This is a genomic window from Acetivibrio mesophilus, from assembly GCF_004102745.1.
GTDB lineage: Bacteria > Bacillota > Clostridia > Acetivibrionales > Acetivibrionaceae > Hungateiclostridium > Hungateiclostridium mesophilum.
Genome location: NZ_RLII01000008.1, coordinates 39,354 through 55,095, shown reverse-complemented (window position 1 = coordinate 55,095; position 15,742 = coordinate 39,354). Strand labels below are relative to the sequence as shown.

Annotated in this window: 3 protein-coding genes; all 3 read right to left on the bottom strand. The window is 40.9% G+C overall.

The window, feature by feature from the left end; genetic code table 11:
- Window positions 1–38 precede the first annotated feature (38 nt).
- Genes EFD62_RS08360 through EFD62_RS08350 form a run of 3 tightly spaced genes read right to left on the bottom strand, consistent with a single transcriptional unit; the run spans window position 39 to window position 15,660 of the window.
- A complete protein-coding gene (locus EFD62_RS08360; RefSeq protein WP_128705965.1) occupies window positions 39–1,874 on the bottom strand; it encodes a B12-binding domain-containing radical SAM protein in 1,836 nt (611 codons plus the stop codon).
- Window positions 1,864–7,710, bottom strand: coding sequence for a non-ribosomal peptide synthetase (locus tag EFD62_RS08355; RefSeq protein ID WP_128705964.1), 5,847 nt, complete (start codon window positions 7,708–7,710; stop codon window positions 1,864–1,866). Before EFD62_RS08355 ends, EFD62_RS08360 begins: the two co-directional genes overlap by 11 nt.
- A 51-nt stretch (window positions 7,711–7,761) precedes the next feature.
- The gene (locus EFD62_RS08350; RefSeq protein ID WP_069194360.1) at window positions 7,762–15,660 is read right to left on the bottom strand and encodes a non-ribosomal peptide synthetase; all 7,899 of its coding nucleotides are present in this window, start codon (window positions 15,658–15,660) and stop codon (window positions 7,762–7,764) included.
- Between the last annotated feature and the right edge of the window lie 82 nt (window positions 15,661–15,742).

Below are 15,742 nucleotides of genomic sequence, written 5' to 3'. Positions count from 1 at the left end.
TACATTTCATATAAGCCCGTGTATATATATTAATCATCTCACAAAAAATCGAAATCAAAGTCTATATCTTCTTTGGGAGCTTTGTTCTCCTTATTAATAAAATCCATCATTGCCTCAACCGTCTCACTGCCTTCAAGCTTGTCTGGCACCTCCTCAAGCCATATCTGCGGTGCAGGTTTTGCTGCTTTGTATTCCATCTTTTGTCTTTCACATTCAATGCTTATTATTCTAAGGAGCTCCGCATCAAGACAATTGCTTCTATTGCATGCATTCACCAGCAATTCTTTAAATTCTTCGGGCATGAGTTTATTCTTAGTGCTGTCAAGTAGGTTATTGTCCTTTAGTAGGCTCACTATAATATCGGGATTCTCCGTCCTTTTTAGTATAGTTGAAACTGTTCCTCGATATGTACTAAACAGATAATTGAATAGCCTTATTTTTCTATCTATCTCCCCTACAGTTTCAATTGACATATTCCGCGGATTAAACACCCTCAGGTCCGCAGAGCTCTCCTTATTATTGATATAGTTTTCTTTTATATACTCAATGTAGTCTTTAAAGCTGCGAACCCCCATCTCTATGTCATACTTTTCAGGATAGAAAAATATCAATGAACCGGGATCAGTAGAAAAATTGAAATATTCCTGCTCCACAAAGTCAGAAAACCTTATAGCCAGCTTCATTATATACTTAAGGGTGTTTTCTATGGTTTGCTCCGTATCCTTTACAAGAAAATATCCGTAATATAGCTGTATCTTAATGTTCTTTTTTGCTCTTATATACTCTAAGCATTCCTCCAGCTCCTCATTAGAATAGTAAAGACGGATATCCTTGTTTATTCTTCTAAGCTCTTCGTCCCCAGTCTCCGGCGATATTTCCATCATAACCTGTGTGCAGCACTCAGAAAAGGCATCGATAAGCTCCTTTGATGGAAGTCTCCATGAACCGTAAATAAAGTTTATATCAATACCCTCCTGTTTTATCCTATTCAAAAGCTCAATATACCATTCTTCACTTCCTTCAAACTCAAAGCATGTATACATTGTTGTAAAGCCCATGGATACAGCATCTTTTATGGTACTGAGCACTGAATCTATAGACCTTATCGCAACAGAATTCCTGTTGTTCATCCTCCTTTGTGCTTCACAGTTGCCTCCGCAAAACAGACAAGCATACTGGCAACCTCTTCCTATACAAAGGAAAAACAACGGGCCGGAGTTTATCTCATCAAATCTTGTCCAGAATTTACTGAGCATTCGGTACTGCTCCCAATCCTTCAAAAGGTCCAGTGCAGCAAAATTCAAATTGTCAATTTTCTCCTGAGTACCAATATAAGAAAACTCGTTTGATATTACATTGCCCTCCGAGTCTCTCCAAACCAGGTTCTGAACCTCCTTAAGGAGCTTGTAATTGGGATTTGGAGAAATTTTGTTCTCATACAGTGCACGACACAACTCCACTATCGGCACCTCTCCATCCCCTCTTATAACCGCATTCACCTGTGGATATTCCCGAACTATTTCCTCAGAAAAGAGGCTGGCAGTGTATCCTCCAAGAAACACAAATATTTCGGGATTTACTTTTTTTATATACTCAGCGGTTTCTATCACTCCAAGACTCTGATTGGCCCAATGGCAATCAAAGCCTATAGCATCCACATTATTAAAATCAATTGTGTCAAGTATCCTTTCCCTATCAATAAGGTCAGAATGTATTACCTCCACATCAAATCCGTTTGCTTTTAGCTCATATCCTAAGGCACAGAAGCCTATAGGCATGAAAAACACATTTTTCTGGGCATCATCCACAGAGTTTGCGATATTCTTATTGCCGCAATGAATAAGTTTTACACACAATTTATTATTAGAACTCATTATATACCTCCCGCAGTTTATCACATATTTCTGTGAGTACCTGCTTTTCCATCACTTTTACTTGACTTAAGGTATCGGATATTTGGTCTATGACCTCTTTATCCGGTGTCAGGTTATATCCTTCACCATTACCGATAGTATGCTTCAACATAAGACGCCTTGCGGAATCAACCGTATCCATTACCTTACGATATTCTTCTTTAAGCTCCTTAAGTCTCAAAGGCACATCAAATCTGGACACAATAAACTCCAATCTCTTGTGTATGGACTTCTTATGCTCATACAAAAGGTGAATCGCTCTATAGTCGATAGTTATCACACCGTTTTTTAGGTCATCAAGGCGGCGAATCACTTCGTCATAAACCTCCATACCGAATTTCAGCTGTTCCTTGCCCAGATAATACTGGTCAAACCTCTGGGCATAAACCACCTGAAGGTCCTCTTTGGAGTTCACATAATCCGCTAATCTATTGGTAAACTTTTCAAGGTTAAAAGGATATTCCTGTATAAAGTCCCTTAGCCTCAAAAGCTCAATGGCATTGGTTTCGGCCCAAGGTGCCGATCCTTTATAATACAACTTGCCGCTCTCAAAAGCCTCTCGGTACATATCATAGTCAAACGTCATTTTTGCAAACATTTGCTCTGCATTAAAGCCGATTGCCTTAAGCTCCCTCTTCGAATTGTCATACCCGTAGATAAGGGAGTGATGAACATAGTGCTGGTTTTTATATGCCTTTTTCGCTGGAAGATAGTACTCGTCAACATTTACTATAGCATAGTATCCCAGGTTTATTTTATCTACTATATAGTCAATAATGTCCGGTACATCCTTTAGCAGTTCATAACCCATGTATACCTCCTGGATAACCTCGTTGTAGGGAGCTCGAAGCTCAAGGAAATCCATAATCAGCATACCGTTGGCCTGAGTCTCGGTATAAAGCTTGACATAATGCTCATAGTACCAAGGATGGATTCTTTCATCCGCCAGTATAATACATATCGCCAGCGAGTGGCACAAAAAGGTAACTATATCGTTGTGAAGTACTACTTTCAGCTCTTTTGCATCGGGTCGGTTAATCTGGTAAAGTGCCGGATTTTTCACTTCAATGGCATTTGCAAGCTTCTTGTCGGTGCCCTCCACCAATCCGATAAGAGTCTTTTCAAAGCATTGTGCCGTTTTTTGTACTGCCGCTTCATCTACATACTTTTCGTTGTATCCAATAAGGAACTGAAGCCTTCCATCCACAGTCATGCCGTTTACATCCATAAGGTAACAATGCTTGTTGTTTTCATGGATGCTCCTTCCAAAATCCTCATCTGAGGCATTTAGCAGGCTACCCTTTTCTCCGGGATTATCGAATTGTCCCAAATAGTTAAAGGAGATTTCAGGCCTTAGAGATTTCAATTTCTCATTTTTGTTAATATATTTTGCAATACCGAAATTGATACTCTTCGATGAAATCTTACGAAGATTCTGCTTAACTTGTGCAATGGTATCCTCTACGCCATCCTTTCTTTCAAAGCATACCGGGTACATGGCCGTAAACCAGCCCACAGTTCTTGATAGATTCACACCTTCAATTATTTCCTCTCTACCATAGCTCTCCAACATAAGCAGCACAGTGTCAAGACCAAAACCTTCTCCTAAGGAAAGGGTCAGGGCTGAAAGCAAAATGTCATTTATCTCTGTGCCGTACGCTTTATTGCTTTCAGTTAAAAGCTTTTTGGTATTCTCTTTAGACAATGTAAAGGAAATCTTTTTGTGGTCTTTTAAATAATTATCCTCTACCTCTTTTTTGGCAATCGATTTTATTTTACTACTATCTATACTCTCCCAATACTCTATATCTATAGGTCCATTAGTAGCATAATCGTAAAGCTTTTCACTCCACTCTTTATAGGAGGTGGTCTTTAAAGGCAGAGCCTCCTCCATTTTGGACTTGTACAGTCTTTCTATGTCTTCGATGAGGATTCTCCATGAGACCCCGTCTATCACAAGATGGTGTACAGGGATTAAAAGCCTCTTGCCGTTTTCGCCCAAATCGAATACATAGGCCCGGATAAGAAGATCCTTCTCCAGGTCAAGACTGTCCTGTATTTTTATGCTTAATTCCTTTATCTTCTGCTTTTGAACCTCATAATCATATGCCGCAAGATCAATAACCTCAAGGCTGAAATCTGTCTCACTCACCTTTTTGTTGTACTGCACCACCTCTTCTTCCTTAAAGCTGTATCCCATCCTCAGGGCATCGTGGTGTTCAATTACCTTTTTAAATACGTCTTCTAAAAGCTTTAAATCGGCATTTCTTTCCAATTTAAAGAGATTTGTCTGATTCCAGTAGTGGGCATAGCCCCGCTCTTCGTGGAAAAACCATTTCTGTATAGGAGTAAGCAACACTTCACCCTCAACCTCTGTCTGAGATGCTGTCTCCTTTTTCTTTGTATAATCCACATTTTCTACAATTTCAATTATGGTTTTATATTTTAATACATCCGATACTGAAATGTTAATTCCCTGCTGCTCAGCCGTGGATGTTACCTGTATGGCTTTTATTGAATCGCCCCCAAGGTCAAAGAAATCATCCCTTATTCCTATCTTTTCAACACCGAGTACATCCCTATATATTTCCACCAGCTTCTTTTCAATGTCATTTCTGGGTGCCTCATACTCCGCTCCAGTGTTTACATTTTCCTGAGGCTTGGGCAATGCCTTTCTGTCAAGCTTTCCGTTATCCGTAACAGGCATCTGGGAAAGCCTTACAAAAAATGAAGGTATCATATAGGATGGTAGCTCCATAAGGAGGTACTCCCTAAGCTCCGACACAGTAAGTTCCCTATCTGAAATATAATAGGCACATATATAGTTGTCGCCATCATCCTTCCTTACTACAACTGTGGCCTCTTTAATGGCTTCGTGCTTTATAAGCTGACTTTCTATTTCCCCCAACTCTATCCTGTAGCCACGAATCTTTACCTGGAAGTCCTTTCTTCCCATGAACTCCATATTTCCATCCTCAAACCATCTTGCAGTATCCCCGGTTTTATACATACGTCCATCCAAACTCTTATTGAACGGATCGGGAATGAATTTTTCCCCAGTCAGCTTTTCATCATTGATATATCCTGATGCAAGGCATTCCCCTCCGATGTACAAATCCCCAATAACCCCTATAGGGCACGGATTTAGATTGGAATCTAAAATATAATAAAATGCATTCTGAATGGGCTTCCCGTAAGGTATGCTTGCCCACAACGGATCTACTTCCCCTATGGGGTAATAATTTGACCATACCGTCGCCTCCGTTGCCCCACCAAGGCTTATAACCTCTGCCCTAGGGAATGCTCCCCTTATCCTATCCGGCAATGTCACCGGGATCCAATCACCGCTTAAGAACACCAGCCTCAAGGAAGCAAATTGGCCTTTTTCTGCATCAAAATACGGAACAAGCTGATTGAGCGCCGCAGGAGCAGAATCCCAGAAGGTTATCGGCTCATTATGTAGAATATCCAAAAGGGCTTCGGGATTTCTCAATTCACTTCTCGATGCCACACGTATTGAGCCTCCCGATGCCAAAATTCCAAAAATATCATATACCGACAGGTCAAAGCACAAAGATGTTACAAACAGCAGTCTGTCTTTAGAATCAATTCTAAAGGTACGATTAACCCATTCCACAAGGTTTATAACCGGCCTATGGGAAACAGCAACTCCCTTCGGCACCCCTGTAGAACCGGAAGTGTATATAACATAGGCAAGCTCTCTTGGATTTATATCTATGTCAAGATTATCCCCAGAGTACTTTGAAAGGTGCCAAAGGGTCCAATCATTTCTTCTTTTCATTGCTCGGGATGAATACTCCTCTTTGGCAGCATGTCCCTTTTCAATTAAAACATCATAGCGGTACATGAGTTCGTTATTGAATTCTTCCTCTCTAAACTGCACCCTTACTTGGTTAATCTCCCATATCTTATCTTCCAACTCGTAAAAGAACTGTTTATCAACATAGAGCTCCCCGTCTAAGTCGGTTTTTGTTCTTATCTCGCTGTTATCCTTGTTTTTGCTCCGAAACTCCTCCAGTGATCTTCTGAAGTCCTCTTTTCTTCCGGCGTCCATAACATCCGCCACCAAAAGAGTTCCACCGGGCTTTAATAATTTTAACGCCTTTTCTATTGTTCTTTCGAGGTATACATATCCCGGAAAGAACTGAACGGTACTGGCAATAATTATAACATCATAGGAATCCTCGCATAGGGTGTCCACTTCATGGGCAAATCCCTTTAAAAGTCTAATGTTATCGATATCCTTTAAAGATATGTACTCTTTGTTTTTCTCCAAGGTTACGGAGGAAGGATCAATACCGGTATACTGTTTTACTAAAGGAGCAACGGAAAACATTATGGTTCCTGAGCCACAGCCAATCTCCAGAACCTTTTTCTCCTTGTCAAGATAAGGACTTATGAGGGAAATTATCCGGTTTTGGTATTGGTCAACTTCCTCTTTTGAAAATGGTTTTCCTGTATAACTGCTTATAAATCCTCCCGCAGTCACGTCATCTACAGATTTATCGGAAATATGATCCCAGAATTCCCCAATTGCTCTTTGGTCAATTTGCTCCATTGGTATCCCTTCATCCTCCACATCCATACACACAACATCAGTAAGGCAAGGGAGAGACCATTGCATTTCCCTTACGGTCTTTAGGAATGAACTCTGGGTAATAATGCAGTGGATGTTGAGATCCTCAAGAATCTTCTGAATACGCATCTTGGGAAACGATGGTTCAAAGGGTACATAAGCTCCTCCGGCCTTAATTATTCCCATTACTGCCGGTATCATTTCCATAGAACGCTCCATTAGGACCGCTGTAAATACCCCCGGCTTTACTCCTCTATCCCTGAGCAATGCTGCAAGCTTATTGGATCTTTGGTTCAATTCTCTGTATGTAATTTCTCTGTCTCCGAATATTACAGCTACGTTGTCCGGAGTTTTCTCCACCTGCTCCTCGAACATCTTATGAATCGTCTTGCTGTCACTATATACTTTTCGCGTATTGTTGAAGTCATATAGAATCCGCTTCCTTTCGTCATCGGAAAGAACCTCCATCTGTGAAAGCATAATATCCGGATTGGAAGCAACCGAAGCAGCAATATTCACAAGATGTGCCATTGCCTGTCCTGCAAACTGCTCCTTTAACAAATCTTCCCTAAAACTTAGATCAAGCTTTATCAATTCTTGCTCCACCGAAAAGCAAAACAATGTATCCGATTCTGTTTCTTCCATGCAAGCTTTATCCTGTATACCCTCTAGCATTACGACGGTTTTAAACAGGGGCGAAATATCCTCCGGGTCATAATTCAAAAGCTCCTCTATGATTTCCATCGGAAGGTTTTTATTCTCATCTGCATATCTTACGGCATCCCTGACATCCATTAACAATTCCTTAAAAGTCTCTTGATTTTTTATATTAATCCTCAAAGGAAGAATGTTCCGGGAGTGTATATCTTCCTTGCCCTCCTGCTTAAATTCCGGCATTCCAACCGTAATATCCTCAATTCCCGTATATCTATAAATAAGGCAGTTTACGCAAGATAACAGTATCATATACAGTGCATAAGGCGAGCTGTTGCTCATGGAAATAAACTTTTTGGAAACCTCATCGGGAAATACAATGCTCTTTGAAACTTTTTTGTACTGTTCACTTTTGGTACGGCCAAAACTCAGCGGCAAACCTGCTGATACCACTTCCCCCTGAAGTCTGTCAGTCCAATATTTTCTTTCTGCTTCGAACTCTCCTGCGGACATTAAAATATTTTTAGAGTATCTGTCAATTTTCATCACCATAACCCCCCAAATCTCTACTTATCGAAAACAAGCCAAAATATATAGTTAGAAATTGAACTGTATGTCCTTCACCAAGACCTTATCTCTTTTAACGAACCTATCCTCCAGTTCAATATCTTTAATTCTTATGTTTTCATCCGTTACTATGCTTTTAAGAATCTTCAAATAGTCCTCTGCAAGCCTCAGAGCTGTACTTCTTTCAAAAAGGCTGGTGCAGTATTCCAGGACAAACTCAATATCGCCGTTTCCTTCGGCACACCACAGTGTCAAATCAAATTTTGCCACCGTGTTTTCAATTTCATAGCGCTTAAATTTAAGCTCCTCTGTCTCTATCTCCTCTATATCCAGGTTTTGCAGAGTAAAGGATGCATCAAACAATGGATTTCTGCTCATATCCCTTCTTGCTCCCAACGCCTCCACCAACTCTTCATATTGGTAGTCCTGGTTTTCATATGCCATAAGGCAGTCTTCTTTTACCTCATTCAGGTACTGGCCAAAGGTCTTGCTACCGATAGGAAAGCTCCTTATTGCGATCATGTTTACAAACATACCCATAATATTCTCCAAATCTGCATGAGGTCTTCCGGCTATGGGCGATCCCACTACCAGTTCCTCCTGCCCCGAATATCTGGAAAGAAGGATTTTATATGCGGTAAGAAGTACCATATAAAGGGTTGTGCCGGTCCTTCCTGCAAGTTCTTTTAACTGTGATGTCAATTCATTCCCTGCCTTAAAGCTTGTATTGCTTCCGCTAAAGCTCTTTATGGCAGGTCTTTCAAAATCGGTAGGCATATTGAGTACCGGGATATCCCCTTCAAACTTTTTCATCCAGTAGTTTTCCTGCTTTTTAATCTCTTCGGATTCAAACAATCTATTCTGCCAAGCTGCAAAATCCTTATATTGCAATCTTAACGGCTTGAGCTGTTTTGCTTCGTACAGGCTGATAAATTCATCCACCATGATTTTCCTCGATACCCCATCGGATATGATGTGATGCATATCATACATTAAAATATGCCTATCCTCATTGCCTTTATCATCCTTGGGCAGCTTTACGAGCTTGACTCTCAGAAGAGGGGCAATCCTAAGGTCAAAGGGTCGAACAAATTCCTTAATCATTGATTCGATGCTTCTCTCGTCTGCTTCCTCGTACTCTACATGAAGTTCTGCTTCCTCATGGACTATCTGAACCGGTTCTTCATTCACGAGCTCAAAGGATGTGCGCAGCGATTCATGCCTTCTTACCAATTCGTTAAAAGCCTCTTCCAAACGCTCTTTAGAGAGATTTCCACATATCTCAACTACCCCCGGCAGGTTATAGGCAATACCGGTTCCCTCAATCCTACTTAATACAAACATCCTCCTCTGGGCAGAGGATATTTCATAATAACTGCTCTTTTTTACAGGTTCTATCGAAGAATAAATACTATTTCTTGAATTCTTTATATAGCTTGCAATATTCTTTATTGTAGAAGATGTAAATATTTCACTAAGAGGCATCTTTACATTGAATTCCTTATAAATTCTGTTTGCCAGAACCGTAGCTTTTAGTGAATGGCCTCCCAGTTCGAAGAAATTATCATTCATACCTACATCTTCAATCTTCAGAATATCCTTCCAAATTTCAGCAAGCTTTTCTTCCGTTGAGTCTGAAGGAGCTTCATAATCGCGGCCTTTTATCCGGTTTGGCTCCGGAAGCGATCTTATGTCTACTTTGCCGTTGGAGTTAAGAGGCATTTTTTCTATTCTCACAAAGTAGGATGGTATCATGTAATGGGGAATGCGTCCTATCAAAAATTCCCTAAGTTCCTTTTCCTCCACCATTTCATCGCACACTATATAAGCCAGGATATATTTATCCCTATTCTCGTCCTCCCTTGCCATAACAAAAGCTTCTTTCACCTTCCCACAGCTCAATAGCTGTGCTTCTATTTCTCCGGCTTCAATCCTGTAGCCCCGGATTTTTATCTGATTATCAGCTCTTCCATAAAACGCTATGCTTCCATCGGGCAAATACCTTGCCATATCTCCTGTCCTATACATACGGGACGGGATTTTACCATCATCCTTTGCAAAAGGATTGGAAATGAATTTTTCACCGGTCAGTGAAGGATTGTTCAAGTATCCTCTTGATAGCCCTTCCCCGGATATATATATTTCACCTCTTACCCCTGCAGGTACAGGATTTAAATTTCTGTCCAAAATATACACTGACGTATTGTCAATAGGCCTTCCAATTACAGGACTTCGCCTGTAAAGCTCCAGCCGATTAAAATCAATACCCTCGGCTATTGCACCTATAGTTGTTTCCGTAGGCCCATAGTGATTGACAAAATCAGTTTCGGGATAAACAGCATTAAAATGCTCTATATCCTTAATATTTATCTCCTCTCCTCCCAATACCACCAGTCTCAGCTTTTTAAGAGTGTCCGGCTTTAGAAAAGCGTGGGAGTTGACCATCATATTAAACAGTGACGGTGTTGACTTTATATAGGTTATTCCATTCTCCTCCATGTAAGGAAGCAGTATCTCCGGATCGGAATAATCCTGTTTTGAAATCAAATGCAGCTCACTTCCGCAAATCAACGCAGAATAGAAGGCGGTGTAGGAAAGGTCAAAGCACAGGGAAGATACAATTACGGTCTTATCCTCTCTCGCTATGCCAAACCTTCCAACAAACCAATTGCAGTAATTTGCAAGACTGTGATTTTCAATCATTACACCCTTGGGCTTTCCTGTGGTACCCGATGTGTAGATGATGTAGGCAAGATCACCGGGCTTGCTTCCTTGCTGCAAGTTTGAGGAATCTTCTTCGTAAGCCTCTCCACTTTCAAGGTTTATAACCTCGCCCTCAAAGGAAACACTGCTCTCCCCGCAACAAAGCAACATACGTGCTCCGCTGTCTGAAAGCATGTATTTTATTCTTTCTTCCGGAAATTCCGGATCTATAGGAAGGTATGCAGCACCTGCTTTTAGCACCGCTAAAATACCTATTATCATATGGTGATTCTGTCCAGTCAAAATTCCGACCACATCATCAGCCTTTATTCCACTATTTTTAAGTCTTCTTGCAACACTATTGGCTTTTTCATTTAACTGACCATAGCTAAGCCTTGTATCTCCTGACACAAGAGCTATATTATCCGGTGTAGCTGCAGCCTGCTGTTCAAACAACTGCGAAACTGTCCTTCTTTCGTCAAAGGCATTCATTTCTTGATTTAACCCATATACCATCCGGTTTTTCTCTTCATCATCCATCAGGCTTATCTGTGAAAGGACTATTTGGGGGCAATCTGCAATGGTACGAAGTATGTTGGTATAATGGCGGGCAAACCTCTCAATTGTCTGCCTTTCAAAGAGCCGGGTTTTGTATTCTACTCCCATGCGTATTCTATCTTTCCATTCCATAGCCTCCATTTTTATGTCAAACTTTGATGTCTTATAATCAATGTCCAAGGATTTAAACCTCAAATCAGGGATTCTCAATTCACTGCTGCTTATATTCTGCATTACAAACATGGTGTCAAACAAAGGATTTCTGCTCAAATCCCTAGATACTGCTATGCTGTCTACCAGTTGTTCAAACTGGTAATCCTGATTTTCAAAAGCCAAAAGAGTGCTCTGTCTAACTTCCGAGAGGAATTCCATAAAAGTCTTATGGTCCTTCGGATAGTTCCTCAAGGCAAGGGTGTTTACAAAAAATCCAATTATTTTTTCCATATCCGGGTGATGTCTTCCGGCTATAGGAGAACCAACCACTATATCCTCCTGCCCAGTATACTTTGAGAGCAGAACGTTATATGCTGCCAGCATAACCATATACAATGTGGTTCCGGTCTGTGCCGCAAGAGCATTAAGTCCTGCTGTAAGCTCTCGGTCAAGCTCAAAATCAATTCTATCGCCCTCAAAGCTCTGTATTGACGGCCTAACATAATCAGAAGGCATGTCCAACACCGGTATGTTGCCGGCAAACACACTTTTCCAGTATTCACCCTGTTTTTTTATTTCCTCTGTTTCGAAAAGCTCATTTTGCCAAACGGCAAAATCCTTATACTGTATTCTTAATTCAGGCAGTGTCTTGCCTTCATAAAGATGTGCAAATTCCTCAATCAGTATATTCATTGACATACCATCGGAAATTATATGATGCATGTCAACCATCAAAACATGTCTTCTTTCTTCGGTGTGAGCCAGACCTACCCTCATAAGAGGTGCTTTTTCCAAGTCAAAGGGGCGGACAAACTCTTTTATAACTCTTCCTATTCCACCATCCTTAATTTTCTCAATATATTCGGTTCTGCTAATATAATCTATATTAAGCTCCGCTGAAGGATGAACTATCTGCGCCACTTCCCCTTCAAAGACGCCAAAGGATGTTCTTAAGGATTCATGTCTTTCTATAAGCTTGTTAAAGGTTTCCTTCAAGCGTTCATAATTCAACTCTCCTTCTATTTCAATGGCTGCAGGCATGTTGTATCCCGTGCCTATTCCCTCGTACTGATTTATAATATAAAGCCTCTTTTGTGCGGAAGATGCGGCATAGTAGCCATGAGGCCAGTTTTCCTGCGCCTCGGCCGGTTTTATCGAGGAATAGATACTCTGTCCGGCAGTTTTTATCCGCGCCGCAAGTCCTCTAATAGTTCGGATTTCAAAGACATCTTTCAGTTGAATCTCTGTGTTAAATGTCCTGTGTATCTCGGTTACAAGAGCTGTAGCTTTTAAAGAGTGACCCCCAAGCTCAAAGAAGTCATCATCAATTCCTATCTTCTCAACTCCCAAAATCTCCTTCCATATAGCTGCCAGTTTTTCTTCAATCTCGTTTTGGGGCTCTACATAAAGAGTTTTAAGACTCTTCCTACCCTCCGGATCCGGCAAAGCCTTCACATCAATCTTGCTATTTGATGTAAGGGGCATAGCGTCAAGCTGCACAAAATATGACGGAATCATATAGTCCGGCAGTCTCCTGCCCAAGAAATCCTTGAGCCTGGAAGTTGACAATTCCTCATAGGCAGTATAATATGCACAAAGGTATTTGTCTTCATCTCCCCTTGCAACAACCACTGCCTCCTTTATCAATCCATGCTTTAGCAACTGAAACTCTATTTCCCCGGTCTCTATACGAAATCCTCTAATCTTAACCTGATGGTCTTTCCTTCCTAAAAATTCCAAATTCCCATCCGGTAGCCATCTTGCCAGATCTCCCGATTTATACATCCTTTCTCCCGGCAAAAAGGGACTCTCGATAAACTTTTCTGCTGTGAGTTCAGGCATGTTCATGTAACCCCTTGCCAGAGACACTCCGGCAATGCATAGCTCGCCCTCAACCCCTACAGGCTGGAGATTATTGTTTTTATCAACCACATAAACTCTTATATTGTTTGCCGGTCTTCCAATAGGAACGGAGCTGGAAACTTCATATTCCCCGTCATACTTCCACATTGTTGCGCACACCGTTGATTCTGTGGGCCCATATCCGTTTCTATACTCTACCCTGTCCTTCCATTTGCTAAAAAGCTCCATGCTCGACACTGACCCGGCTGTTATCAGTTTCTTTAGAGTAATTATCCTGTCCGGATCCAGGTTGACGAGGTAGGTAGGCGGTAGGGTTGCAAAGGTTATTCTGTTCTTATTTAAAAATTCCTCAAATTTGCTATAACTCCCAATTACATCATCGGGCATGATATACAATGTTGCACCCGTCAAAAGGCCGGTGAATATATCCCATACCGAAGCATCAAAGGAAATACTGGCAAAGTGTATTACCCGGTCCTCTTCACTTAGCTTTAGCACATTTTCAAAAAATGCCTTGAGATTTGCCACTCCCTTATGTTCCAACATTACCCCCTTGGGCTTACCTGTCGTTCCCGAGGTATAGATAATGTAAGCAAGATTATTTGGCTTCACACAGGATGAAGGACAGGTACTGTCGAAGCCCTTCAGCACGCGGATGTCATACTGGTATTTATGTTTGGGTGCCAACACTTTCTCTTTGTTGTTTTTGTCAATTTGCATGACAGCATCATAACGATACCTTGTAAGCTCATTTTCTATAGTATGGATTTTTGTTGAGAAATCCACTTTTGCAACTTCTCTCATCTCAACTGCCACATCTTCAAAAAATCTCCTTGATACAAAGAGTTCTTCACTTACATCGGTCTTTGTATCGTATTGGGGGTTATTTCTCTTGAATTCAAGCAAAGAATCAAGAAGCTCATATTTTTTATCCTGATCCATTATATCTCCGATAAACAATATGCCCTTTTCACTCATAAGGTTTACCGATTTTTTAATGACCTGGCGCAAATAGTTATGACCGCTGAAAGCCTGAATAACACTGTTGATGATTACAATGTCAAAGTCCTTTTCTTCAATCTTATCTATCTCATGAGCGGGAAGACATTCTAAGCGTATATTCTTAAGATTCTCCTTCTCGGCCCTTTCTCTATCTTTCTCGATAATGACACCGGATAGGTCGGTGCCATAGTACATTCCCACATAGGGAGCTATACGGAACATGCTTATACCTGAAGCACAACCTATTTCCAGCACCCTTGTCTTCGAATTCAAATATGGTTTAAGCTTCAAAAAGATGTTTTCTGCATATTCGTCCATCTCTTTCTTTGAAAGTGCTTCACCGGTATAACTGCTTGCCCATCCTCCTCCGGTTATTTCATCCACTGAGTTTTGGCCTATATATTCCCAAAGTTTTTTATCCATAAGTCCGCTTTCTTCTGCCTCATTCTCAGAGTAGATGTCTTCGGTATCAAGGCATAGGAAAGCTTCAAAGCTCTCACATTCCCACTGTAGTTTATTCAGCATTTTGATATTCTTTGCAGTGGAAAGCACAAGACGGATTTTGGAATCATCAATCATTGTCTTAATGCGTTCCTCCGGAAGGGTTGTGGATATCGGCACGTAAGCACCCCCGGCCTTCAATATCCCAAGGATAGCCACAATCTGCTCAATACTGTTCTCAATAAAGATTCCCACCAAGGTATCCGGCTCTATATTGTGGGCTGCAATAAGATAGTTCGCCAGCCTGTTTGACTTATGTTCCAGCTCTCTATAGGTAAGTTCTTGTTCATTAAACACCACCGCAATATTATCCGGAGTTTTGGCCGCCTGTTCACTAAAAAGCTCATGTATCGTTTTATCTTCAGGATAATAGGCTTTGGTGTTGTTAAAATCAAACAATATTCTTTTCTTTTCTTCTTCCGTCGTTATCGAAAAGTCCCCAAGCTTTGTATTAATATCCGATACTGCCTGCGTAAATATGTAAACATAGCGCTCCAATAAAGCCCTTATTGATTCCTCTTTGAAAAGAGCGGCATTGTATTCGGCACGAACTGTAATCCTTCCGTCCCTTGCCACAATTGTAAAGTCAAAATATGAATCCGGAGAGCTTACAACCTCTTCATAGGCTTCTCTTTTATGAATACCCTCCATCATTAAACCGACTCGGGCTGCAAGCTTCCCTCCCCTGTTATCCTCAATCTGCTCTATCAGCTTTTCTAAGGGAAAATACTGATTCTTAATCCCTTCGGATACTGTTTTCTTTACATCCATAAGGAGCTCTTTAAAGGTCATATTCTCTTTAAGCAAATCCCTAAGGACTATATACCTGTTGGTCTTTTGCACATCTTCATCCTTATAGAGCGGAGAGGCAACAACAATGTCCTCCTGCCCCGTATATCTGTAAAGCAAAATTTTAAGTCCTGTCATCATAATTATGTATAATAGAAGATCCTGATTTTTTGCAAGGGCTGTCAACTTTCCGCAAAGGCCTTCATCTAAGGCAATTTCACAGCTACCCCTTTTATTTCTATATGTTCTTGTAAAATCGGCAGGAATTTTAAGTTCGTTAATCTCTCCCCCAAGTTTATTCTCCCAGTATTTTCTCGACTCCTCATACTCCCTGTATAGATTTAATACATCATTACTCATATCCCGTTTCCCCCCTTGAACTTATGTCCTTTCTCCAAGGCTATAAACTTATCACCGTTTACGCACATTATATTTTCCTACA